This is a genomic window from Pseudomonas sp. C1C7, assembly GCF_013359595.1.
Lineage (GTDB): Bacteria > Pseudomonadota > Gammaproteobacteria > Pseudomonadales > Pseudomonadaceae > Aquipseudomonas.
In genome coordinates this window covers 128275-150804 of record NZ_JABFMP010000014.1, presented here as the reverse complement: position 1 = coordinate 150804, position 22530 = coordinate 128275, and the positions used below count along the sequence as shown (strand labels likewise).

Genomic DNA, 22530 nt, shown 5'->3' with positions numbered 1-22530 from the left:
CGGTGGTGCTGCTGTGCTTGTTCATGATTTATCTCGATCGAAATGCTGAAAAGCTTTTGAGTACGGTCATCATGTCGTTGGTGCTGGTCGGCTTCCCGATACTGATCCTTTTGCACAGTCTGACTCAACCTGTGCCTCTTCCCGTGCGCTTCAACCGTCAACGCCGTGAAGTTTGTGTGCCATTCGAAGATGGTCGTTACTGGATCGTGCCTTGGGAGCAGGTCACAGCCCAAGCGGTGGCGATGGACTCTGTCGGCCAGCACGGCAAGATCACTCAAGGTCTGTTGGTGGTGGGCTTTCGAAATCCCGACCCCGATGCGCCCGAAAAGGAACGTGACTTCAGCCTGGGGTTCAGTTGTGGCGGTGGTGAAACGGCGATGTGCCTCTGGGAGTGTATGCGCAGCTATATGGAGGTTGGGGCAGACGCGATACCACTCGGAAACGATCTGGAGGGCATTCGTGGGAAACTGGGAAGCAAGGGCATTTTCTGGGGTGTCTGGTACGGTTTTTTTGTCGACCTCCGTGATCACCTTATGGCCAAGGAGTTTGGTCAGGCACTTTCGTTCTTCGCCTCCATTTTTCTTTTGGGTACGCCTCTGGTCATGATGCTTCAGGTTTGGAAGCTCGCACCTCCACCTGATCTGACGAATCCCGCCATTATCGAATGGTCCAAACCCTTGCCTCCCGAACAATGGGCTCAACGCTCCCCCGAATTGGAACAGGCCATACGCTTGCGACAGGTTGAGGTGGAACAAATCGCATGACTGTCGGCGCTTTAACACCATCACCGGAACTGGATCGTGCGCCAGCCTACGCTCGGCAAAGACGAGCGCGGGGCCTTACCTGTAACTCAAGGACACGCCATGAGCACACATTGCTCTGGTGCTGGATTACCACGCTCCTGAAACGAAAGCTGAACCAACGCTGTCACCCTGCCAGGTTTCACAATCCCCACCCGTTCCCCAATCTAGGATGAAGACACCATCCCAATCACCACGCCTCCAGCCTCAGGAGCAATAAAAATGACTTCAAACCTCCTCAAAGCCGCCCTGATCACCGGTGCCGTGCTGTTGAGCGCGTGCTCCAGTGTCAGCACCCATCACGGCTATTCGGCTGACTCGGTAGTGCCCAGTGGATTCGGCCCGGGGCCCACCAACAGCAATCCCAACAAGATGAACTTCCGTGGCAGTGCGCTCGGCAGCAGTTATGGCGAGTACGGTTCAGCGCTGTTGCATGACGATTGATCGATGACGCAGACGGTGGAGTGATTTCCACCGTTTGCGTTTCAGGAGGGGAGACTGCTTCGCAGTCGGACGCAGGCTTCGCCAGCTGCTACAGGGGGCGAGTTATTTCGGGGTGGCGATCCACTCGCCCAGTACCTTTTGATAGGTACCTGTGACCTTGGCCAGATGCAGCCACTGATCCACATACAACTTCCACGTCATGTCATCCCGCGGCAGAAGGTAGGCCTTCTCGCCGTACTGCATGTATTGCGTCGGGTTGACCGCACACAGTCCCGGTTTCAGCTTCTGTTGATACAGCGCCTCGGAAGCGTCGGTGATCATCACGTCCGCCTTTTTCTCCAGCAGCTGCTCGAAGATGGTGACGTTGTCGTGCAGCTGCAATTGCGCCTTGGGCAGGAAGGCGTGGACGAAGGCTTCGTTGGTGCCGCCGGCCGGTTCCACCAGGCGCACGGAGGGTTGGTTGATCTGTTCAATGCTCTGGTATTTGGACTGGTCTTCGCAGCGCACCAGCGGGATTTTGCCGTCGACATCGAGGGTGGTGCTGAAGAAGGCTTTTTTCTGTCGTTCGAGGGTGACGGAGATGCCGCCCATGGCGATGTCGCATTTGCCGGCGAGCATGTCGGGCATCAGGGTTTTCCAGGTGGTGGGCACCCATTCGACTTTGACGCCAAGGCTGTCGGCCAGCGAGCGGGCCATGGCGATGTCGATGCCGGAGTATTCGCCGTTTTCGGCCTTGAAGGTGTAGGGCTTGTAGTCGCCGGTGGTGCAGACGCGGAGTTGGCCTTGTTGCACGACCTTGTCCAGATGGGGAGCGCTGTCCTGTGCCTGGGTGCTCATCGAAAGGGCGAAGAGGCCGCTGAGCATCATGCTGCTGTAGATTTTCTTCATTGTTATTCGGCTTTGGTGAGAGGGGGGCTGTAGTGAAACACATCCCCATCATCATCACGCAAGCCGGATTCTGGAAGCGCCTTACTGGCGCTTTGTAGTCTTCTCCGACGACGCCACGGTGCCGCTCCCACAGTTAATGTAGGAAGAGGTCTTCAGCCAGCGCTGGTCAGGGTAGTAGGAGAACAGCAGTTGCCCATCCTTCATCGAGTCGATCAGCTTGTGCGCGATGGCCGGGCGCACGGCCGGGCAGCCCAGGCTTCTGCCGATGCGGCCGTTGGCGCGGGCCAGGACCGGGCTGACGTACGGTGCGCCGTGAATGACGATTGCCCGATCGAAGGCGTTATCGTTGAAGCCCGGTTCCAGGCCTTCCATGCGCAGGGAGTAGCCGTTGGAGCCGCGATAGCTTTCCTGGGTGCGGAACAGACCGATGCTGGTGGCGAAGCTTTCGTTCTGGTTGGAGAACAGGGTGGCCATGTTTTCGCCGCTGTTGCGGCCATGGGCGACGAGTTCGTGGAACAGCAGTTTGCGTTTCTTCAGATCGAACACCCACAGGCGTTGCTCGGTCGAAGGCAGGGAGTAGTCGATGACTGCTAATCTTTGTGCCGGAACAGTGCTCTGAGCGCGGGAGCATTGTGTTGCGCGAACGGCCAGGGCGATGACCTTGGCATTTGCATTTGGGGCGGCTTTGGCGAGCGCGGCCTCAAGCGTTTCGGCGTAGGCTGTAGTGATGAAGGCCGACGTCAACAGCAGCGCTGTGAGTTGCAAGCCGAAGCGATGTAGCGCCATATGTATATCTCATCAGGAATATGTCGAGTCTAGCAGCGGTTTGAACGCTAGCTTTTTGATTTGCGGGAGATTAGGGATTATCAATGGGGCAATTAACAAGGTTATTCGTCATAAGCCGCGGTTTGTTTATGGTCTTTCTGATCAGCGGCACTGCACTCGGCGAAACTTCGCCGATCGTGCCGGTATCTCCGCAAACCTCCGAAAGGTCCGCCGCGCCTGACGATGTGATCGGGCAGGGCATTCAAGCGATGCTCGAACCGCTGCAATCGGCCTTTCCACCCCTGATCACTTCGCGCAAACATCAACGAGCGGACATCAATCGCGTCGTTCTGGACTTTTACGCTCACCGTAATTATCGCGCCGCCTGGGCCGATGGGCGTGATATAGCGCAGCTACTCAAGGGTTTGAACGGCACTGAGGCCGACGGTTTGAATCCTGCGGATTTCCGCGGAGCCGAGCTGGCCGAGGCGCAAATGCTGCTGCAGGCCAATGCGCCCACTCCGGCGCAATCGGCGGCGTTCGATATCGCCCTGACCCGCACCTACATCACCGCGCTGCTGCAATTGCGGCGCGGCAAGGTCGATCCGGCCCGGCTGGATTTCCATTGGAACTTCGACCCGGTCGGTGTCGATCCCCGTGAGGATGTGAACAGTTTCTTTGTTGCCCTCGACGAGCACGATGTCGATCGCGCCTTCGCTCAGGCGCCGCCCCAGGAGGCGGTGTACGGCAGCATGCGCGAGGCGTTGGCGAAGTTGCGGCAGGTCCGCGATGCCGGTGGCTGGCCGAAGGTCACCGAGGGGCAGTCGCTCAAACCGGGGATGGACGGTGCGTCGGTTGCACAGTTGCGTGCGCGCCTGGTGGCCGGTGGATATCTGGAGCCCCATGCGAGTAAACGCAATATTTACGATGACAAGGTCATTGCGGCGGTGAAGAAATATCAGGCCGAGCAATACCTGGGCGCCGATGGCGTGGCGGGGGCGGCGACATTGGCGGCGCTGAACGTGCCTGTCGAGGCGCGGATCGATCAGGTCCGGGTCAACCTGGAGCGCGCGCGTTGGTTGCTGTACAAGCTGCAGGGCACCTTTGTCGTGGTGGATATCGCCGGCTACAAGGTGGCGTTCTACCGCGACGGCCAGCCGATCTGGCGCGCCCGGGTGCAGGTGGGCAAACCGTTCCGCAGCACGCCGGTGTTTCAGTCCGAGATCACCTACATCACGTTTAACCCGACCTGGACCGTGCCACCGACGATTCTGACCAAGGACATGTTGCCCAAGGTTCAGCAGAACCCGGATTACCTGGCGGCCAACCGGATCAGGGTGCTCGACAAGGCGGGCAATGTGCTCGATCCGTCCACCGTCGACTGGTCCAACGCCCGCGGCCTGACCCTGCGCCAGGATGCCGGCCCGGAAAATTCCCTGGGCCGGGTGGTCATCCGTTTCCCCAACGACTATGCGATTTACTTGCACGACACGCCGCACCGCGAGCTGTTTGCCAAGTCCATGCGCGCCACCAGCTCCGGCTGCATCCGCGTGGAGAATCCGCTGGAGCTGGTCGAGTTGCTGTTCAACGATCCGGTGCGCTGGAACAGTGAAGGGATTGCCAGGCAGCTAGCCAACGGCCGCACCGAAAACATCAAGTTGCCGGTCAGGGTGCCGGTGTTGCTGGCGTACTGGACGGTGGATATGAGTAACGAGGGGCGGGTGGCGTTTAAACCGGATGTTTACGGTTACGACACGCCGGTCTTGCAGCAGTTGAACAAACCGTCGAATTTGCCTGCCCTGCAACTGCCCGGAGGCGAAGCAACGATGGTGGTCACCGGGCAGCGTCAGCCGTAGCCGACGGGCATCCATCAGCGGGGTGTTTCTGGCGTGAAACACCCCCGGCGAGCCGGCTGTCCGCCTGTCAAAACGGATCCAAGCGATCGTCTAGAGTTCTGTTAGCTCTGCCGAACCCGGCAGATCTCCCCTACGTACGGACGATCGCCAATATGTTGATTACTCAAGCATTGACAGCCGTTGCTCTGACCGTTGCCGCTTCAGCCATGCTTCCGCTCGCCGCCCAGGCTCAATCGAAACTCACAGCCGAACAGGCCCATGCCATTGGCGTGGATGCCTATGTGTATTTCTATCCGTTGCTGACCATGGACATCACCCGCAAACAGTTCACCAACATCGAACCGGGCAAGGAATTCGGCAAGGGGCCGATGAACATGTTCGTGAGTGTGCCGGAATATCCGCCGGCGAGTTTCAAGGGTGTGGTGCGCTCGAACTTCGACACGTTGTATTCCATTGCCTGGCTCGATTTGACCAAGGAGCCGCTGGTCATTGCCGCACCGGACACCGCCGGGCGTTTTTATCTGTTGCCGATGCTGGATATGTGGAGCGACGTATTCGCCTCGCCGGGTTGGCGCACTACGGGCACCGAGGCTGCGCAGTTTCTGGTGACTCCGCCGGCCTGGACGGGCACTGTGCCTGCAGGTTTGCAGCATCTTCCGGCGCCGACGTCTTATGTCTGGATCATCGGCCGTACCAAGACCGATGGCGCGGCCGATTATGCGGCGGTGCACAAGATCCAGGCCGGCTACACCGTGACGCCGCTGTCGCGGCTGGGCAAGGCGGCTGAGCCGGTGAGTGTCAAGATCGATCCGGCGGTGGACATGAAGACGCCGCCGAAGATTCAGGTCGATACCATGTCGGCGGCCAACTACTTCGCCTATGCCGCGGAGTTGCTCAGGATGCATCCGGCCCACAGCACCGATCAGCCGATGCTGGCGCAGATCAAGCGGATCGGCATCGAGCCTGGCAAGTCGTTCGACATGAACGCGCTGGATCCGGAGATCAAAGCTGCGCTGGAAAGCGTGCCGAAAGATGCGCAGGCGCTGATGAACTGGAAAGTGGAGACCCTGGCGCGGGTGGTCAACGGCTGGTCGATGAACACCGACACCATGGGCGTCTACGGCAATTACTACCTCAAGCGCGCGATCGTGGCTCAGATGGGGCTCGGCGCCAACTTGCCGGAAGACGCGATTTATCCGCTGAACTTGGGCGACTCCAACGGCAAGCCCCTGGATGGCGCGAACAAATACGTGCTGCATTTCGACAAGGGCGAAGCGCCGCCGGTGAACGCGTTCTGGTCGATCACGCTGTACGACCCGGAGGGTTTCCAGGTGGCCAACGGGCTCAATCGTTTTGCGGTCAGCAGCTGGATGCCGTTCAAGAACAATGCCGATGGTTCGCTGGACATTTACTTCCAGAACGAAAGCCCCGGCAAGGATCTCGAGGCCAACTGGCTGCCGGCGCCCAAGGGGCCGTTCAACCTGACCATGCGCCTATACGGACCTAAGGCCGATGCCTTGAACGGCAAGTGGAACCCGCCACCGGTCATGCAGAAACAGTGATTGGCTGATCGAGGTGGCCGACGGTGACTCACCATCGGCCGCCTTTGCGCGTTCAGCTGCCTGTCCCGCCGCCTGCGCCACCGCTGCCACCACCCGCAGAGCCCGTGCCGCCGCCTGCACCGGAACCCGAACCCGTGCCCGAACCCGTGGTGCCGCTGGCACTGCCGGATGAAGACCCGGTGGCACCACCGTCACCGGCGTTGCCGCCTGAGGGCGCGGCGGGGGTGTTGTCAGGTGGCATGACCGGACCACCGGTGGCGCCGGACTTGGTGCCGGTTGCATCGGAGCCGTCGTTGGAGGCGGCGAAGGTGGCCAGGGATGTAGCGGATAACAATCCGGCGAGTAACAGCGAAGTGAGTTTGATGTTCATGAGAGAGCCTCTCCAGAAAATGAGTGGTTACCTGAGGTTGGTGTGGAGGGCAGGATGGTTGGTGCCGGTTGGATGACGAGTGGTGCAGGAGGGGGCATCGGTTCTTGCACCACCGCATAACCTGAGGGAAGACACAATTACCTGTGTGAGCGGGCTTGCTCGCGAAGGCGTCGGGTCAGGCGGCATCAATATTGAAGGGACTACCGCTATCGTGAGCAGGCTCGCTGCCACAAAGGATCTGCGTCGTACACAGAGTATGTGATCAACCTCAATCCACCTGTGGGAGAGAGGGATGGGCGTTCATAACGCCGCACCTGTGTTCACCGACGCAACCCCCCGCCAGCAAAACGGTCACAACTGGACACCCAGCCAAACGGATCGGGGCCATGAAAAAGCTGAAGATCGCGACCTTCAACGTCAACGGCATGCGCGCCCGGTTGCCGAACCTGCTGGCGTGGCTCGAACGCGAGAAACCGGATATCGCCTGTTTGCAGGAGCTCAAGTCGGTCGACACCGCGTTCCCCGCCGCAGAACTCGAGGCCATCGGCTACGGCGCGATCTGGCAGGGGCAGGCGTCGTGGAACGGCGTGGCGATCCTGGCCCGTGACGCGCAGCCGCTGGAGAGCCGGCGAGGTCTGCCGGGCGATGACAGCGACAGCCACAGTCGCTACCTGGAAGCGGCGGTGCACGGTGTGCTCGTCGGCTGCCTGTACTTGCCCAACGGCAACCCGCAGCCCGGGCCGAAATTCGATTACAAGCTAGCGTGGTTCGAACGGCTGATCCGCCACGCGCAAACACTGCAAGGCAGCGAGCACCCGGTGATTCTGGCCGGTGACTACAACGTGGTGCCCACCGACCTGGATATCTACAACCCGCGTTCCTGGCTCAAGGATGCCTTGCTGCAACCGGAGAGCCGCGAGTGCTACCAGCGCCTGCTCGACCAGGGCTGGACCGACGCCTTGCGTCACCTCTACCCGGAGGAACGGATCTACACCTTCTGGGATTACTTCCGTCAGCACTGGCAAAAGAACTCCGGGCTGCGTATCGATCACCTGCTGCTCAACCCGGCGTCGAGCCCTTACCTGCAGAACGCGGGCGTCGATGCCTGGGTGCGCAACGAAGAGCACGCCAGCGATCATGCGCCGACCTGGATCGAGTTGGGCTCGCGCAAGCGCCGCTGAAGCGACACCCCGGGCGATTGGCTAAATCAATTGTCAGCGGCAGCGGTTCATCCTTTATACATAGCGCCCATTGGCGGAACGATCCGCGACTTGCGTGCAAAAGGACTGAACGATGAGCGAGCCACGCCTGAGCAACCCGGCGCTGTACCTGCAACGCCTGGGCTTCGACGCGCCCCCGGCGCCGACCCTGGAAACCCTGCGCCTGCTGCAACTGCGCCACACCGGCGCTTTCCCGTTTGAAAACCTCACCACGTTGTCCGGCGAACCGGTGCTGATCGACTTGCCTTCGATCGAACGCAAAGTCCTGCACGGCGGGCGCGGCGGCTACTGCTACGAACTCAACAATCTGTACCTGACGCTGCTTCAGGAGCTGGGCTTCGACGCCCGGGGCATCAGCGGCCGCGTGGTCATCGGCCAGCCCGAAGGCGCCTGGCCCGCGCGCACCCATCGCTTGAACCTGGTGACCCTGGACGGTGTGCGCTACATCAGCGATGTCGGTTTCGGCGGCATGGTGCCCACCGCGCCGTTGCTGCTCGATAGCCGCGAAGAACAACCCACGCCCCATGAACCCTATCGCATCGAGCAACATGCCGATGGCTACACCCTGCGCGCCAAGGTCGGGGACGAGTGGCGGCAGATGTACATCTTCGACCTGCAACGCCAGGAAGCCATCGATTACACCGTCGGCAACTGGTACGTCTCGACCCATCCCGACTCATCCTTCACCCGGCAACTCATGGTGGCGCGCACCGGGGAAGGCTGGCGCCGCACACTGAACAACGGCAGTTTCGCGATCCATCGCATGGGCCAGGACAGCGAGCGCCGGGAGGTGGCCGATGTGCAGACATTGATCGATCTGCTGGAGAGCGAATTCGGCATCCGGGTGCCCAACCACCCAACGCTGATCCAGACTCTCGAACGCTTGATTCAGTCGCAGTAACGCCTGATCGTGGATACAAAAAAGGGGCAGATTGAATCAATCTGCCCCTTTTTCGTGCCCGCCTAGGGTTGCGCTTCAGGCTCCATCAGGCGATGGATTTCCCGCAGCACTTGCGAAAGTTTTTTCTCCAGGGCCTTCAACTCGGAAGTGGTGATGCCCTTCTTCAAGTGCTCGGCAGCATCCGGCTCTGCCGACTTGCGCGGATCGGTCAGCAGCGCCCGGCGCAGGGTGTTGTTGATTGCCGTCTGATAGCCATATCCCTCGCTTTCCGCCAGCGCTCGCGCGGCTTCGATGACGACATCGTCGAGCATGATGGTGATTCGGGTTTTGCCTTTGCTTGAAGCGACGGCTCCGCGCTTGGCGTGGCTGAAGTCGTACTCGTCTTTCATGGTTCAAGCCTCCTGATACTGGCGGCGCTCATTTTTACTGGCGCGACGCGCGGAAATAATTCGTACGAAATTCGGATCACGCCAGGTGTAGGCAACCACCAGCAAACGCCCCTTGCCATCAAGCCCCATGGTGATCCAGCGCGGCTTATCATGATCATCGTCCTGGAAGGTGAGGGCGCGTTCGTCATGGAACACGGGTTCCGTCTCGGCCAGGCTGATCCCGTGATGCTTGAGTTTGTTGGCCGCGTTCTTCGCCTTGTGAAACTGAATCTCGAATGACTTAATTATGCATACTTTATATGTATATGAAAGAGAGCGACCACAACCGATGGTCGTCGCGAACTCAAAAGCCTAGCGGGCAGAGGAAAATGGGCCGGATGGATGTATTTCGAGGTTTGAAGGTAATGGCACACAGTCTGCATGACTGACCGTTCATAACTTGACGGGCAAGTTGTATACAACTCTATAGACTTTTGTCCCGGATCTTGAATACAGTGTGCGCATAACAAAAACCAGGGAACCCCCTAACATGAAAACGCCCCATGTTTCACACCAACGGCCCGAAGACGAAAATCTTGGGATCGGCGCGAATATGGCTTACGGCCTGCAACATGTTCTGACCATGTACGGTGGCATCGTCGCGGTGCCTTTGATCATTGGTCAGGCTGCCGGGCTGTCGCCGGCGGACATTGGTTTGTTGATTGCTGCTTCATTGTTTGCGGGGGGGCTGGCCACGTTGCTGCAAACCCTGGGTCTACCGTTTTTCGGCTGTCAGTTGCCGCTGGTACAGGGCGTTTCGTTCTCTGGCGTCGCGACCATGGTGGCGATTGTCAGCACGGGCGGGGAGGGCGGCTTCCAGGCGATTCTGGGGGCGGTGATAGCGGCGTCGCTGATCGGCCTGCTGATCACGCCGGTGTTCTCAAGGATCACCAAATTCTTTCCTCCGCTGGTCACGGGTATCGTGATCACCACCATCGGCCTGACCTTGATGCCGGTGGCGGCGCGCTGGGCCATGGGTGGCAATAGCCACTCCCCGGAATTCGGCAGCATGGCCAACATCGGCCTGGCGGCGATGACCCTGGTGCTGGTGCTGTTCCTGAGCAAGATCGGCAGCGCGACCATCTCCCGCCTGTCGATCCTGCTGGCCATGGTGATCGGCACCATCGTCGCGGTGTTCCTCGGCATGGCGGACTTCTCGGCTGTCGCCCAGGGCCCGATGTTCGGTTTCCCCACGCCGTTCCACTTCGGCATGCCGACCTTCCATTTCGCGGCGATCCTGTCGATGTGCATCGTGGTCATGGTGACCCTGGTGGAAACCTCGGCGGACATTCTGGCGGTCGGTGAAATCATCGAGACCAAGGTCGACTCCAAGCGTCTGGGTAACGGCCTGCGTGCGGACATGCTGTCGAGCATGATCGCGCCGATCTTCGGCTCCTTCACCCAGAGCGCCTTCGCCCAGAACGTCGGCCTGGTGGCGGTGACCGGCATCAAGAGCCGTTACGTGGTCGCCACCGGCGGTCTGTTCCTGGTGATTCTCGGCCTGCTGCCTTTCATGGGCCGGGTCATCGCCGCCGTACCGACCTCCGTGCTCGGCGGTGCCGGCATCGTGCTGTTCGGCACCGTGGCCGCCAGCGGCATTCGCACGCTGTCCAAGGTCGACTACCGCAACAACGTCAACCTGATCATCGTCGCCACGTCCATCGGCTTCGGCATGATCCCGATCGCCGCGCCGAACTTCTACGAGCATTTCCCAAGCTGGTTCGCGACGATTTTCCACTCGGGCATCAGCTCCTCGGCCATCATGGCGATCGTGTTGAACCTGGCCTTCAACCACATGACCGCTGGTAACTCCGATCAGCAGTCGGTGTTCGCGGCAGGCACCGAGCGGGTCATTCGTTATCAGGACCTGGCGGCGTTGCGCGAAGGGGATTACTTCCGCGAAGGCAAACTGCATGACTGCGACGGCAAGGAAGTGCAGGTGATCGAGGTGGAAGACCACGGTCACGGTGAGCCGCGCGCGCACCATGCGAAAAGCAGTGAACACGTCTGACGTTTGAGACGAATGAAAAAAGGCCGATCCGTCGAGAGACAGATCGGCCTTTTTCTTTTGCGCCGTTATTCCCCGCTTTGCGCCCAGCGCCCCATCAAGGTGTTGGAGGGCAGCTGTTCGTCCAGCAGCTTTCTCGCGGTTTCCACTCCGGCCACCGGCAAGCCCTCGGGGTTCAGCAAGCCGATCTGCACCAGCACGCTGGCCTGGTCCCAGTAAATGTGCTCGTGGTAGAGCTTGTCGCCGCGGAACTTGATCACCCCCAGCATCGGAATTTCCACGTATTTGCCGGTCGGCGCGACGTTGGGCAGCATCCAGTCGATCTCGGTGCTGTGGGTGAAACACATGATGAATTCATCGACGATCTGCAGGGCGCCGATGGTGCGCGAGATCGGGATGAGCTTCATGTCCGGCGGGTTGCCGTGGACGAAATGGTGTTGGTAGAAGCGGCTCAGTTCCTTGGCGCCGACGCCGCCGGTCATGGTCGGAATGTGGTTGACGTAGGGTTCGGCAACCATGGTTGCCATGGTCGCGGGCACATCGCGAGTGTCGAACTCGTGGCGGATGTGTTCTTCCCACAGGGCCGACAGGTTGAAGTGCGGGCCGATCTCGCGCTTGAGGGCAGCGATGCTGCGTTCGTGGGCCATCAGCGAGGCCGGCTTGTCGTAATGCATGCCACCGGCCCGGGCAAAGGCGTGGTCGACGCCCGGATAGACATAGATTTCGGCCTTGTCGTGACCGGCCAGATGCGTGCTGATCTGGCTGCGGGCAGCGGCGTCGCAGTACACATCGTTTTCGGCGAAGTGCAGGACCAGGCGCCCCTTGAGGTTTTCCGATTCGTGCAGCAGCTGTTCGATGCCCATGCCGTAGTAGCCGACCGAACAGGCCACATCGGTGCGGGTCGCGGTCAGCCAGGCCAGCTTGCCGCCCATGCAGAAACCGACGTAGCCAAGGCCCGCACCCTCGACCTCGGGCAGCGCGCGCAGGGCCTTGAGGCTGGCGTCGATGTCGGTGACGGCCTTGTCCACGTCCAGGCGCTGGAACAGGTCGATGGCCACGGCAAAATCCGCTTCGCTATAGCCCAGATCGATGTCCGGTTGCAGGCGCCAGAACAGGTCCGGCACCAGCGCCACATAGCCTTCCTCGGCGTAGAAATCGGCCACCGCGCGCATGTTGGCATTAACCCCGAAAATCTCCTGGCCGATCACCACGCCGGGGCCCTTGCCGCTGGCCGGCAGGGCCAGGTAACCGCTGAACGTGGCATTGCTGTCCGTTGCCCGGATTTCAATCATCTTGCCCATGTCATCTACCTCATTCGGTTATCAGGTTTTATTGGCTGTCACGGTATTGCTGAAACCAGATCCGCGGCGACACGCCACGGTCCGGGCCGAGAATCGAAAAGCCGCCGTCCACCGGCACGTCGACACCGGTCATCCAGCCGGCGCCGGGGCTGCAGAGGAAGGCCACGACGTTGCCGATCTCATGGCCGCGGCCGATGCGTCCGAGGGGATGGAAGGGCGCGCCGACGCGGTCGGCCAGTTGCGGGTCGTTGTCACTGAAGTCGGCGACGCTGGGCGACCAGGTCCAGGCCGGGGAGACGCTGAGCACGCGGATCTGCTCCGGGGCCAGGGTCATGGCCAGGTTTTTCGTCAGTTGCAGGATGCCGGCCTTGGAGGCGGGGTAGAGCGCTCGCCCGGCCGCACCGAATTTGCCGCCGGTGCTGCCGATGTTGATCACCACGCCGCCGCTGGGCAGATGCACGGCGACCTTCTGGGTAAAGATCGCCGCGGACACCAGATTGACGTTGAGGGTTTTCAACCATTGTTCGCGACTCGATGCCAGCCCCTGGTCGGCGTACAGGCACGCGTTGTTGACCAGAATGTCGAGCCTGCCGAAGCGATCCAGGGTTGCGGCGATGCAGGCGTCGATGTCTTCGTCGCACTCCACGTCGCAAGCCGAAAAACCGCAACCCAACGTCTGCGCCAGCGCCTCACCGCTGTCGGCGTTGCGCCCGACCAGCATCACCTGCGCACCTTCGGCCAGCAGTTGCCGGGCGATGTCCAGGCCCAGTCCCTGGGTGCTGCCGGTGACAATCGCCACCTTGCCTTCGAGCATCATGCCGATTCCTCCAATGCTTGCCTGACGTCAGTGATCCGCGCGATCAACGCCATGCTCGCCAGCGAGGCCGAATGGACGCCGCTGTCGGCACTGGCGCAGGCGTCGGCCGCTACCGTCACTTCGAAACCGCAATCCACCGCATGGCGCACCGTGCTCTCCACCACCGAGTGGGTCGCCACGCCGGCGATCACCAGCTGTGTGGGGTTGAACCGGCGCACCAGGGTCTCCAGCGGCGAGCCGTAGAAAGCATTGATGCGGTTGTGGGTGACGACGAACTCCAGGCTGCTGCCCAGCGGAGCCAGGTCGCTGAAAAACTCCGCGCCCCAACTGCCTTCCCGAGCCGCGCCGATGGCCGCGACATTGCGCAGGATCGGCGCGTTCCGGATCAGATCGGCATAGTCCGGGCGAAAGGCCACGCGCACATGGACGATCGGCCAACCCTTGCTCCGCGCACCGGCCAACAGCCGGCCGGCGGCATCGAGCAAAGCAGCACGCGCGCCGTCTTCAGCCCCCAGCCCGACACGAATCTTTCCCTGCGGATGCAACACGTCGTTCTGATAGTGCAGGGCGATCACCACCGGCGCGCCCATCACACGAACACCTCGAGGTTGGCGAACACGTCGTTGCAGTTGATCAGGTCCACGCGCTTGAGCTGGATCTTCCAGCCGCCCGCTTCCTGGGCCACCAGCTTGTAGGTGTAGCGACCGGCGAGCTGGCGTTGCTCCAGGCGCCATTCGCTGTACTGGAAGCTGGCGCTGACCACCAGCAGGCCCTGGGCGTCCAGTCCTTCGACCATCACGTTGCCGACCAGGTGTGCGGTCTGGGTCTGCGGTTGCTGGGACCAGTTGCGCGCGTTTTCCACCCGGCGAATGCGCACCTCGCGCAGCATGCGGTTTTCCCAGAACAGCGAGATGTGGTCGAACGGGTTGGCCTGCTCGTGCTTGTGCGGCACCCAGTACATGCCGGTGTCGGTGAACAGCCTGTCCCACTCCCAGAAGCGTCGCTCGTCCAGCAGGCGCGCCTCCTGGTACAGGAACTGTTCGATCTGGCGCAGGGTCTCCACCGGAACCTGGGCGGGAGTCAGCTGGCGGGTGTCGACGTCGATTCGGCGGTCAAGCAGCATGGGTGCTCTCCTTTGCGATCAGGGTGGCGGTCATGAACTGTTTCCAGGCGGCGAACTGGTTGCGCATCGGCAGTTCGCTGGTGCCGTTGGTGGACACCGCGCCGTCCTCCAGCGGCTTATCGGTGCCGACGTAGCGGTGCATGCTGATCCACTCGCCACCGCGGGTCATGTTGCCTTCCTGGCAACGAGCATAGACCTCGACATCGTCGGGCATGACGTTGGAGGAGGGTGAGTTGATGACGTTGGCGTAGGTCAGCGCACGGTCGAACACCGCATCTGGCGCGCCCTTGCAGCGGAAGGTCTGGATCTCGACCATGGTCTGGTCCACGGCGATGGGGCGGATCACCCGGAACTGCATGAACACCGTGTGCGGCGAACCGCTGCCGTAGATCACCGTGTTATGGCGGTTCATCCCCAGGATCTCCTTGGCGCGTTGTTCGCCGTAGGCCTGGCTCAGGCATTCGAAGTGGGCGCGGGAAACCTCGTCGCGCTCGGCCGCCGCCGGGTCGAAGATCGCTTCCATGTAGCCGTGGCCGTTGTGGTAGGCGCGCAGTTCGAGCTTTTCCCAGAAGTCGTAGGGCTCGCCGTTGCCGTCCATGATCAGCAGTTCGAAAGGCATTTCACCGATGGCTTCGGCTTCGCCACGGGCGGCGTCCACCGAGGATTCGTGGGTCACGCGGGCGTGCATGGTGTCGTGCAGGTTCTCGTAGAACACCTTCCAGTTCGAGCGCTGCTGGACGCGGAAGATGCCGCCCGCCACCTCGACTTCGCCGACTGGCGAGCGGTCGCAGAGGTTGTCGATGGAAGTGATGACGCCACCGAGGAAGGTCTTCAGGTCCGGACCGAACGCGGCCTGGCTGGCGAACACGAAGCCGCGATAGCTCTCGACGCGGGCGACGCTGACCATGGAAAAGTCCGGGTGTTTGGGGTCGTAGCAGGTGCCCTCGAAACCGCTCTTGAGTGGCGCCGACAGGTGCTGGCCGTCGAGCTTGAACGTCCAGGCGTGATACGGGCAGCGGAAGAACTTGCCGACACTGCCGTCGCCGTCCGCCACCAGCTTGGCACCTTTGTGCGGGCAGCGGTTGTACAGCACGCTGACCTGCTGGTTGGCGCCGCGCACCATGATCACGTCCTGATCGCCGATGCGCGTGGTGTGGTAGTCGCCGGGGGTCTTCACCTGGCTTTCGTGGCCGACATAGATCCAGGCATTGCCGTAGATGCGTTCCATCTCCAGCTTGAACAGGGTCGGGTCGGTGTAGACGCTCTTGTGCACGCTGTCCTCGCGGATCAAGGCAGCGATTTGATCGTTGGTCGGTATCACGGGATGTCCTCGGCTTGTCACAGATCGAGCACCAGCAGCGCGCTGCTGGCACGGGAGACGCAGGTACAGAAACTGCCGCCGGCGCGGTCGCGCTCCGACAGGCAGATGTCGCGGTGGTCAGGCTGGCCGTCGATGACCTGGGCGACGCACACCCCGCAGTCACCCCGGCGGCAATCGAACATCGGGTCCAGGCCGGCCTCGAGCATGGCGTCCAGCACGCTTTGCCCGGCGGCCACTTGCAGGCTCACGCCGGTTTCGCGCAGATGCACTTCGAAGCCCTGGTCGCCGGCCATTTCCAGGGCGCCGCTGAACAGTTCGTAATGCAGGTGATCTTCTGGCCAACCCAGCTCGCGGGCGCAGCTCAGCACGCTGTTGAGCATGGCGCCCGGGCCGCAGATGTAGAGGTGCAGGCCGGGCCTTGGCGCGGCCAGAATCGTGGCCGCCGGGAAGCGTTTTTGCGGGTCGCCGCCGCTGATCCAGCAGTGGTTGTCCTGGCAGGCGCGGGCCTCTTGCAGATAGGCCATCTGCGCTTCATCGCGACCGGCGTAATGCAGGGTGAAGGGCTTGCCCGCCGCCTGCAGCGCGCGGGCCATGCCGAGCATCGGCGTGATGCCGATACCGCCGGCGATCAGCAGTGCATGCTCGGTGTTTTCGTTCAGGGGAAAGTGGTTGCGCGGCGCATCGGCCAGCAGCTCATCGCCCTCCTTGAGTGAGTGCACCCAACGCGATCCGCCGGTACTTGCGTCTTCGAGCTGCACGGCGATTTCGTAGTGCTCGCCGTCGGGCAGGTTGACCAGCGAATAGGCCCGGCGTTGGACGCGACTGCCAGGCACATGCAGTTCGAGATGCGCGCCGGCGGTGAAGCCCGGCAGTGGCGCGGCGTTGCTGGAGACCAGCAGCACGCGGCGGATTCTGGGGGTCAGAAGCTCGGTCCGTCGGACCCTGAGCGAGAGGCTGGACATACGCAATTCCTGTCTGGATACGCAGTCACTGTATGAAGGCGGGGAGGGGCAAAAAAGCCGCAAACGGCAAAGTGGTAGCCAGATCTGGCGAGAGTGATTTCACTTTTGTTAAACACCGTTCCCTGTAGGAGCGAGCTTGCTCGCGATGGACATCAACGATAACGCGGGAAACCTGATACCCCGCGGTGTCCCAGCGTCCATCGCGAGCAAGCTCGCTCCTACAGGGAGATGTGTTTCAGCAGTGCGCGCAGGTGCTCGCCATCGGATTTGGCCAGATCATCCAGCACCGCAAAATGATGACACCCCGCAACCTCGATCAAACTCACCGCCTGCCCAGCCTCGCGACAGGCAGCGGCGTACTCACGCGAATGCCGGATCAACTCCGGCAACTCATCCCCGCCCACCGTCACCAGCAACGGCGCGCCATCGCCGATCAGCCGTTGCGGGCTGTAGCGGCGGATCTCTTCTGCGCTCAGCTGCAACTTGTCGTTCAGCCAGCAGCGGCTGATGGGTTCGAGCTCCATCAGGCCGCTGATCGGCATGGCCAGGGACACCAGCGGATGCCGGCGATGCAGCGCGGTCAGATGGCCGCCCGCCGAGTGCCCGCAGAGCACCACCTGTGGGCCGATGTTGAAGGCTTCGCGGTGCGCCAATAAATAGTCCAGCGCCTTGCCGATCTGGCCGACGATGGTGCTCATGCTTGCCTCAGGCGCCAGGGTGTACTCCAGCAGGCCGACATTGAAGCCGGCCCCGATCAGGCCCTCGGCGATGAAGGCGTAGTCGTCCTTGTCCGAGGCCTGCCAGTAACCACCGTGGATGAACAGCAGGGTCGGCGCGCCGGCAGTCTCCTGGGCGTACCAGTCGAAGCGTTCGCGCAGGGCGTTGCCGTAGGCCACGTCTCGCTGCCAGGCGTGGCGGGCATAGGTCTCGGCGCTGCGCTGGCGAAAGCCCTGCATGATCTGCGGGAAATTGCCCACCGCCGCCACGTTGTTGTAAGCCTGATTCAGGTCCATGGCGGCTCACACTCCCAGGTAGCGTTGCGACAGTTCCGGCTGCGCCGCCAGCTCTTGCGGCGTGCCGTCCCAGACCTGCCGACCCTTCTCGATGATGTGGTGACGGTCGACCACCCGCGCCATTTCCTTGAGGTTCTTGTCGATCACCAGAATCGTCTCGCCCTCGGCCTTGAGGGTCGCCAGGCAACTCCAGATTTGCTCGCGAATGATCGGCGCCAGGCCTTCGGTGGCCTCGTCGAGAATCAACAGGCTGGGATTGGTCAGCAACGCGCGACCGACCACCAGCATCTGTTGTTCGCCGCCGGACAGGGTGCGCGACAGCTGGTCCTGACGCTCGAGCAAACGCGGGAACAGGTCATAGACGCGTTCCAGATTCCACTTGCCCTTGGTGGCGGTGGCCAGCAGGTTTTCCCGCACGCTCAGGGTGCCGAAGGCCCGGCGACCTTCCGGCACTAATCCCAGGCCCGCCTTGGCGATGCGATAGGGCGCCGCGCCGCGCATTTCCGTGCCGTTGATGCGGATGCTGCCGGCGCTGGGCTTGAGCAGACCCATGATCGACTTGACCGTGGTGGTCTTGCCCATGCCGTTGCGGCCGATCAGCGACACCACCTGGCCCTGTTCGATGCTCAGGTGCATGTCGAACAACACCTGGCTCAAGCCATAGCCCGCTTTCAAACCCTGAACTTCAAGCATGTTCTTCTCCCAGGTAAGCGGCCCGCACCTGCGGGTCGTTGCGCACATGTTCGACGCTGCCGGTCAGTACGGTCTGGCCGTAGACCAGCACGGTGATGCGGTCGGCGAGGGCGAACACCGCGTCCATGTCGTGCTCCACCAAAAGGATCGCGTAGCGGCCCTTGAGGCTGTGCAGCAGTTCGGTCATGCGCGCCGACTCGTCGGCCCCCATCCCGGCCATCGGCTCATCGAGCAGCAGCACCGAGGCCTCCTGCGCCAGTGCCAGGGCGATTTCCAGCTGGCGCCGTTCGCCGTGGGACAGCTCGTGCACCGGGTCTTGCGCGCGCGGGCCCAGGCCCACTTGCTGCAAGTAACCCAGGGCCGGCTCCAGCAGGCGGGTGTCGCGGCTCAACGGGCGCCACATGCCGAACGCCTTGCCTTCGCGGGCGGCGATGGCCAGGGCGACGTTCTCCCGCAGGGTGAATTCGGTGTACAGCTGGCTGACCTGAAACGCCCGCGCCAGGCCCAGGCGAGGGCGCTGCCAGGCCGGCACGCGGGTGATGTCCTGGCCGTCGAAGTGAATCTGGCCGCGGTCGGGAAAAATCTCCCCGGCGATCTGCGCGATCAGCGTGGACTTGCCGGCGCCGTTCGGGCCGATGATGGCGTGCAGTTCGCCCTTGGCCAGTTCGAGGCTGGCGCCGTTGGTGGCCTTCACCGCGCCGAAGGCCTTGTGCAGATCGCGAATCGACAGTTGTGCGCTCATGGGCGGGCCTCCACGGCGGCGTTCGACGGGATGGCGACGATCTTCGGTTTGCGCTGCAACAGGCTCAGCAGCAAGCCGTAGACGCCTTTCTTGCCGAACAGCACCACCAGCAACAGCAGTGGTCCGAAGATCAGCATCCAGTGTTCGGTCCACTGGCTCAGCACCTGCTCCAGGCCCAGGTAGGTGGCCGCGCCGAGCAATGGGCCGAGCAGGGTGCCGACGCCGCCAAGGATCACCATCGCCATCAATTCGCCGGACTTGTGCCAGGCGCCCATGTCGGGGCTGACGAACAGCGCGTAGTTGGCCCACAGAATCCCCGCCAGGCCACCGCCGGTGCCGGCGATCACGAAGGCTGTCAGGCGATAGCGCAAGGGTTTGAGGCCCAGGCTGACACTGCGCCGCTCGCTCTGCTTGAGCCCGCGCAACACGAAGCCGAACCGCGAATTGACCAGCCGCCGGCACAGCAGCAGCCAGCCGGCCAACAAGGCCACGCACAGGTAGTAGAAGTGGTTGGCGTCCCCCAGGTTCAGGGCGCCCAAGGTATTGCGCTCGTTGAGCAGGATACCGTCGTCGCCACCGTACAGCGACAGCGAGCCGAGCACGAAGTAAAGCATCTGGCCGAAGGCGAGGGTGATCATGATGAACTGCACGCCACTGGTGCGCAGCGACAGGTAACCCACCAGCAGCGAGAACAGCGCGCACACCAGCAGGGCCAGCGGCCACACCACCAGCGCGCTGTTGCTGCCGTCCCAACCCCACAGTGGCATGCCTTGCGAGGTGTGGAAGGCGACGACGCCGACGATGTAGCCGCCCAGGCCGAAGAACGCGGCATGGCCGAAGCTGACCATGGCGCCGTAGCCGATCAGCAGGTCCAGGCTGATGGCTGCCATGCCGTAGATGGCAAGGCGGGTGAAGAAGCTGACCAGATAGGGCTCGTGAAGCCAATGGGCCAATAGCGGCATGCAGGCGAAAGTCGCCAGGCACGCGAGGTCGATGATGAGGCGTGGTGACATGACGTTCTCCTCAGGCACGGGCCGGCAGCAGGCCGCGCGGACGCACCAGCAGCACCAGGGCCATGACGATGTAGGCGCTGGCGGAAATCAGCCCGGCGCTCAGAGTGCCGCTGGTTTCGCTGGGCAGCAGTTGATCCAGCAGCGGCGGAATGTAGGCGCGGCCCAGGCTGTCGACCATGCCGATCAGCAAGGCCCCCACCAGCGCGCCGCGCACCGAGCCGACACCGCCGACGACGATGACCACGAAGGTGGTGATCAGGATCTTCTCGCCCATGCCGATCTCCACCGACAGCAGCGGCGCCGCCATGAACCCGGCCAGACCGCACAGCACGCAACCGAAGACGAACACCAGGGTGTACAGGCGAGCGATGTTGACGCCCAGCGCGCCGACCATCTCATGGTCATCGGCACCGGCACGGATCAGCATGCCCAGGCGCGTGTGATTGATCAGCAGCCACATGCCCACCGCCACCAGCAATCCGGTACCGATGAACAGCAAGCGGCTGACCGGGTACATCAGCCCCGGCAGCACTTCGACAAAGCTTGAGTACCACTCGGGGGTGGGCATCGCCGGCGGGCTGCGACCGAAGATCAGGGTCAGCAGTTCGTTGCTGAAAAACACCACGGCCAGGGTCGCCAGCACCTGGTCCAGATGATCGCGTTTGTAGAGGCGTCGCATGATCGAGGTTTCGATCAGCGCGCCGTAACAGGCCGAGCCGATCAGCGCAGCCAAGCCACCGAGCCAGAACGAACCGGTGGACATGGCGGTGTAGGCGGCGCAGAACGCACCGACCATGTAAAAGGCACCGTGGGCGAGGTTGATCACGCCCATGATGCCGAAAATCAGGGTCAGGCCTGAGGCCAGCAGAAACAGCAGGGCGCTGTATTGCAGGCCATTGAGAATCTGTTCGAGCAATAGCATTTCAGCGTTCCTCATCCATTCAAGACCCCTGTAGGAGCGAGGCTTGCCCGCGAAAGGGCCGGCACATCCAACATCGATGTCGCCTGAAACTCCCTCTTCGCGGGCAAGCCTGAATTCCACTCAGTCAAGCCAAACCACGGTCCCTGTAGCAGCTGGCGAAGCCTGCTACAGGTTCTGTGGCGGCCGACCGGTCCGCTCCTACAGTCAGGTATCGGTCAAATCGAGCATTGAGCCGCGTAGCTGTCGACGTGACGGGTCGCCAGGGTCTTGATCGGCACTTCCACCAGCTTGCCGTCGGCGCCGGCCTGCACTTGCAGCAGGTACCAGTCGATCACCGGGTGCTGGTTTTGCGCGAAGCTGAAGTCGCCACGGATGGAGTCGAACTTGACGTTCTTCATCGCGTCGCGGAACGCCGCCTGGTCTTTCAGGTTGCCTTGCGAAGTTTTCAAGGCCGCTCCAATCAGCCGTGCCGTGTCGTAGGTCTGGGCGGCATACACCGTCGGGGTGCGCTTGTACTTCTCGGTGAAGGCTTTGACGAAGGCCTGGTTGGCCGGGTTGTCCGATTGCGGGTTCCACAGAGTGACCACGTTGGTGCCTTTGGCCACATCGCCGGTGGCGGCGAGCATGCGTTCATCCATGGAGAACACCGGCACCACCATCGGGATCTGCGCCGACAGGCCCGAACCGCCGTACTGCTTGGCGAAGTTGATGCCGCCACCGCCCGGGTGGAACTGGAAGATCGCATCCGGCGCCAGCGCCCGCACGCGGGCCAGTTCCACCGAGAAGTCCAGCTGGTTGAGCTTGGTGTAGATCTCGGTCACTTCGCCCTTGAAGGTGCGCTTGAAGCCGGCCAGTGCATCGCGGCCACCCTGATAGTTGGGCGCCAGGATCACCATCTTTTTGTAGCCCAGCTCGTTGGCGGCGACACCGGCCATCTCGTGCGGGGTGTCGTTCTGGTAGGAACCGACGAAGTAGTTGGCCATGCATTTCTCACCGGCCAGGGTCGAAGGCGCGGTGTTGTTGCTGACGTAGAAACCGTCCTTGGTGGCGGTGTTGATCACCGCCGCCAGCACGTTGGAAAAGATCACCCCGGTGTACAGCGAGACGCCGTCCAGGCTCATGCGGTCGGCGATCTGCTTGGCCTTGGCCGGTTGCAGGCCGTCGTCCTCGACGATCAGTTGCACTGGCACGCCACCCAGCTTGCCGCCTTCCTGGTCGATCGCCAGCTGGAAGCCGTCGCGCGAGTCTTCGCCCAGGTAGCCGGCGGGCGTGGAAAGGGTGGTGATGAAGCCGATTCGGACAGGCTCCGCAGCCTGGGCAGCGATCGCTGCACAGAGGGAGGTTGCCAGACATGCACGCAATACCAGGTTTTTCATGAGGC

24 protein-coding genes are annotated in these 22530 nt (G+C 62.2%); 7 read left to right on the top strand and 17 right to left on the bottom strand.

Going from position 1 to position 22530, the window contains the following annotated elements; all coding sequences use genetic code 11:
- Positions 1–764, top strand: a 764-nt coding sequence (locus tag HNO86_RS14355; RefSeq protein ID WP_218583518.1) for a DUF6708 domain-containing protein, incomplete at its 5' end; no start/stop codon positions are given.
- A 258-nt stretch (positions 765–1022) separates the two neighbouring features.
- Positions 1023–1244, top strand: coding sequence for a hypothetical protein (locus HNO86_RS14350; protein WP_175377596.1), 222 nt, complete (start codon positions 1023–1025; stop codon positions 1242–1244).
- Between the two features lie 102 nt (positions 1245–1346).
- On the opposite strand, the gene HNO86_RS14345 is transcribed toward HNO86_RS14350, so the two are convergent.
- Both HNO86_RS14345 and HNO86_RS14340 read right to left on the bottom strand, forming a co-directional pair.
- Positions 1347–2132 carry a transporter substrate-binding domain-containing protein gene (locus HNO86_RS14345; protein WP_175377595.1) on the bottom strand — a complete coding sequence of 262 codons (786 nt, stop codon included), beginning with the start codon at positions 2130–2132 and terminating at the stop codon, positions 1347–1349.
- A gap of 81 nt (positions 2133–2213) precedes the next feature.
- Positions 2214–2918, bottom strand: coding sequence for a murein L,D-transpeptidase catalytic domain family protein (locus tag HNO86_RS14340; protein WP_175377594.1), 705 nt, complete (start codon positions 2916–2918; stop codon positions 2214–2216).
- 83 nt (positions 2919–3001) lie between these two features.
- Between HNO86_RS14340 and HNO86_RS14335 the strand changes: the two genes are divergently transcribed.
- On the top strand, positions 3002–4753 hold the full coding sequence (locus HNO86_RS14335) for a murein L,D-transpeptidase (protein ID WP_175377593.1): 1752 nt from the start codon (positions 3002–3004) through the stop codon (positions 4751–4753).
- Positions 4754–4905: 152 nt separating this feature from the next.
- On the top strand, positions 4906–6315 hold the full coding sequence (locus HNO86_RS14330) for a DUF1254 domain-containing protein (RefSeq protein ID WP_175377592.1): 1410 nt from the start codon (positions 4906–4908) through the stop codon (positions 6313–6315).
- 52 nt (positions 6316–6367) lie between these two features.
- Here the strand turns inward: HNO86_RS14330 and HNO86_RS14325 are convergent, their stop codons facing one another.
- Positions 6368–6685, bottom strand: a complete 318-nt coding sequence (locus HNO86_RS14325) for a hypothetical protein (protein ID WP_175377591.1) — start codon at positions 6683–6685, stop codon at positions 6368–6370.
- Between the two features lie 386 nt (positions 6686–7071).
- Between HNO86_RS14325 and xth the strand changes: the two genes are divergently transcribed.
- Together xth and HNO86_RS14315 are read left to right on the top strand one after the other, a co-directional pair.
- Positions 7072–7866: an exodeoxyribonuclease III gene (gene xth, locus HNO86_RS14320; protein WP_175377590.1), complete on the top strand. Its 795-nt coding sequence runs from the start codon at positions 7072–7074 to the stop codon at positions 7864–7866.
- A gap of 112 nt (positions 7867–7978) precedes the next feature.
- Entirely contained in the window at positions 7979–8806 is an 828-nt protein-coding gene (locus HNO86_RS14315; RefSeq protein WP_175377589.1) for an arylamine N-acetyltransferase, read from the top strand.
- Between the two features lie 62 nt (positions 8807–8868).
- Here the strand turns inward: HNO86_RS14315 and HNO86_RS14310 are convergent, their stop codons facing one another.
- The gene (locus HNO86_RS14310; RefSeq protein ID WP_175377588.1) at positions 8869–9195 is read right to left on the bottom strand and encodes a BrnA antitoxin family protein; all 327 of its coding nucleotides are present in this window, start codon (positions 9193–9195) and stop codon (positions 8869–8871) included.
- 3 nt (positions 9196–9198) lie between these two features.
- A complete protein-coding gene (locus HNO86_RS14305; RefSeq protein WP_175377601.1) occupies positions 9199–9480 on the bottom strand; it encodes a BrnT family toxin in 282 nt (93 codons plus the stop codon).
- Positions 9481–9724: 244 nt separating this feature from the next.
- Here HNO86_RS14305 and HNO86_RS14300 point away from each other — a divergent pair, with 244 nt between their 5' ends.
- The gene (locus HNO86_RS14300; RefSeq protein WP_175377587.1) at positions 9725–11245 is read left to right on the top strand and encodes a nucleobase:cation symporter-2 family protein; all 1521 of its coding nucleotides are present in this window, start codon (positions 9725–9727) and stop codon (positions 11243–11245) included.
- A gap of 65 nt (positions 11246–11310) precedes the next feature.
- Here HNO86_RS14300 and HNO86_RS14295 read toward each other — a convergent pair whose 3' ends face one another.
- The 12 genes from HNO86_RS14295 to HNO86_RS14240 all read right to left on the bottom strand — a co-directional run bounded on the left by HNO86_RS14295 (position 11311) and on the right by HNO86_RS14240 (position 22525).
- The gene (locus HNO86_RS14295; protein ID WP_175377586.1) at positions 11311–12543 is read right to left on the bottom strand and encodes a dienelactone hydrolase family protein; all 1233 of its coding nucleotides are present in this window, start codon (positions 12541–12543) and stop codon (positions 11311–11313) included.
- A gap of 28 nt (positions 12544–12571) precedes the next feature.
- Positions 12572–13360 (bottom strand): SDR family oxidoreductase, encoded by a 789-nt coding sequence (locus HNO86_RS14290; RefSeq protein WP_175377585.1) that lies wholly within the window; start codon positions 13358–13360, stop codon positions 12572–12574.
- Positions 13357–13950, bottom strand: coding sequence for a cysteine hydrolase family protein (locus HNO86_RS14285; RefSeq protein ID WP_175377584.1), 594 nt, complete (start codon positions 13948–13950; stop codon positions 13357–13359). Before HNO86_RS14285 ends, HNO86_RS14290 begins: the two co-directional genes overlap by 4 nt.
- Positions 13950–14483, bottom strand: a complete 534-nt coding sequence (locus HNO86_RS14280) for an aromatic-ring-hydroxylating dioxygenase subunit beta (protein WP_175377583.1) — start codon at positions 14481–14483, stop codon at positions 13950–13952. The genes HNO86_RS14285 and HNO86_RS14280 overlap by 1 nt, the downstream gene beginning before the upstream one ends.
- Positions 14473–15804 carry a Rieske 2Fe-2S domain-containing protein gene (locus HNO86_RS14275; RefSeq protein WP_175377582.1) on the bottom strand — a complete coding sequence of 444 codons (1332 nt, stop codon included), beginning with the start codon at positions 15802–15804 and terminating at the stop codon, positions 14473–14475. The genes HNO86_RS14280 and HNO86_RS14275 overlap by 11 nt, the downstream gene beginning before the upstream one ends.
- Positions 15805–15821: 17 nt before the next feature.
- On the bottom strand, positions 15822–16766 hold the full coding sequence (locus HNO86_RS14270) for a PDR/VanB family oxidoreductase (protein WP_175377581.1): 945 nt from the start codon (positions 16764–16766) through the stop codon (positions 15822–15824).
- Between the two features lie 218 nt (positions 16767–16984).
- Complete coding sequence (locus HNO86_RS14265; protein ID WP_175377580.1) at positions 16985–17779, bottom strand: alpha/beta hydrolase; 795 nt, start codon at positions 17777–17779, stop codon at positions 16985–16987.
- A gap of 6 nt (positions 17780–17785) precedes the next feature.
- Complete coding sequence (locus HNO86_RS14260; protein WP_175377579.1) at positions 17786–18472, bottom strand: ABC transporter ATP-binding protein; 687 nt, start codon at positions 18470–18472, stop codon at positions 17786–17788.
- Entirely contained in the window at positions 18465–19214 is a 750-nt protein-coding gene (locus HNO86_RS14255; RefSeq protein WP_175377578.1) for an ABC transporter ATP-binding protein, read from the bottom strand. Before HNO86_RS14255 ends, HNO86_RS14260 begins: the two co-directional genes overlap by 8 nt.
- A complete protein-coding gene (locus HNO86_RS14250) occupies positions 19211–20227 on the bottom strand; it encodes a branched-chain amino acid ABC transporter permease (protein WP_175377577.1) in 1017 nt (338 codons plus the stop codon). The genes HNO86_RS14255 and HNO86_RS14250 overlap by 4 nt, the downstream gene beginning before the upstream one ends.
- 10 nt (positions 20228–20237) lie before the next feature.
- Positions 20238–21149: a branched-chain amino acid ABC transporter permease gene (locus HNO86_RS14245; RefSeq protein ID WP_175377576.1), complete on the bottom strand. Its 912-nt coding sequence runs from the start codon at positions 21147–21149 to the stop codon at positions 20238–20240.
- A gap of 215 nt (positions 21150–21364) precedes the next feature.
- The gene (locus tag HNO86_RS14240) at positions 21365–22525 is read right to left on the bottom strand and encodes an ABC transporter substrate-binding protein (RefSeq protein ID WP_175377575.1); all 1161 of its coding nucleotides are present in this window, start codon (positions 22523–22525) and stop codon (positions 21365–21367) included.
- Positions 22526–22530: the final 5 nt, after the last annotated feature.

Excerpts from the sequence above, each read along its gene's own strand:
- HNO86_RS14290 (WP_175377585.1), bottom strand. The coding sequence starts at position 13,360 with ATGATGCTCGAAGGCAAGGTGGCGATTGTCACCGGCAGCACCCAGGGA.
- HNO86_RS14340 (WP_175377594.1), bottom strand. The coding sequence starts at position 2,918 with ATGGCGCTACATCGCTTCGGCTTGCAACTCACAGCGCTGCTGTTGACG.
- HNO86_RS14350 (WP_175377596.1), top strand. The coding sequence starts at position 1,023 with ATGACTTCAAACCTCCTCAAAGCCGCCCTGATCACCGGTGCCGTGCTG.
- HNO86_RS14255 (WP_175377578.1), bottom strand. The coding sequence starts at position 19,214 with ATGAGCGCACAACTGTCGATTCGCGATCTGCACAAGGCCTTCGGCGCG.
- HNO86_RS14330 (WP_175377592.1), top strand. The coding sequence starts at position 4,906 with ATGTTGATTACTCAAGCATTGACAGCCGTTGCTCTGACCGTTGCCGCT.
- HNO86_RS14240 (WP_175377575.1), bottom strand. The coding sequence starts at position 22,525 with ATGAAAAACCTGGTATTGCGTGCATGTCTGGCAACCTCCCTCTGTGCA.
- HNO86_RS14345 (WP_175377595.1), bottom strand. The coding sequence starts at position 2,132 with ATGAAGAAAATCTACAGCAGCATGATGCTCAGCGGCCTCTTCGCCCTT.
- HNO86_RS14335 (WP_175377593.1), top strand. The coding sequence starts at position 3,002 with ATGGGGCAATTAACAAGGTTATTCGTCATAAGCCGCGGTTTGTTTATG.
- HNO86_RS14280 (WP_175377583.1), bottom strand. The coding sequence starts at position 14,483 with ATGCTGCTTGACCGCCGAATCGACGTCGACACCCGCCAGCTGACTCCC.
- HNO86_RS14265 (WP_175377580.1), bottom strand. The coding sequence starts at position 17,779 with ATGGACCTGAATCAGGCTTACAACAACGTGGCGGCGGTGGGCAATTTC.
- HNO86_RS14270 (WP_175377581.1), bottom strand. The coding sequence starts at position 16,766 with ATGTCCAGCCTCTCGCTCAGGGTCCGACGGACCGAGCTTCTGACCCCC.
- xth (WP_175377590.1), top strand. The coding sequence starts at position 7,072 with ATGAAAAAGCTGAAGATCGCGACCTTCAACGTCAACGGCATGCGCGCC.
- HNO86_RS14245 (WP_175377576.1), bottom strand. The coding sequence starts at position 21,149 with ATGCTATTGCTCGAACAGATTCTCAATGGCCTGCAATACAGCGCCCTG.
- HNO86_RS14325 (WP_175377591.1), bottom strand. The coding sequence starts at position 6,685 with ATGAACATCAAACTCACTTCGCTGTTACTCGCCGGATTGTTATCCGCT.
- HNO86_RS14310 (WP_175377588.1), bottom strand. The coding sequence starts at position 9,195 with ATGAAAGACGAGTACGACTTCAGCCACGCCAAGCGCGGAGCCGTCGCT.
- HNO86_RS14260 (WP_175377579.1), bottom strand. The coding sequence starts at position 18,472 with ATGCTTGAAGTTCAGGGTTTGAAAGCGGGCTATGGCTTGAGCCAGGTG.
- HNO86_RS14300 (WP_175377587.1), top strand. The coding sequence starts at position 9,725 with ATGAAAACGCCCCATGTTTCACACCAACGGCCCGAAGACGAAAATCTT.
- HNO86_RS14295 (WP_175377586.1), bottom strand. The coding sequence starts at position 12,543 with ATGGGCAAGATGATTGAAATCCGGGCAACGGACAGCAATGCCACGTTC.
- HNO86_RS14285 (WP_175377584.1), bottom strand. The coding sequence starts at position 13,950 with ATGGGCGCGCCGGTGGTGATCGCCCTGCACTATCAGAACGACGTGTTG.
- HNO86_RS14315 (WP_175377589.1), top strand. The coding sequence starts at position 7,979 with ATGAGCGAGCCACGCCTGAGCAACCCGGCGCTGTACCTGCAACGCCTG.
- HNO86_RS14250 (WP_175377577.1), bottom strand. The coding sequence starts at position 20,227 with ATGTCACCACGCCTCATCATCGACCTCGCGTGCCTGGCGACTTTCGCC.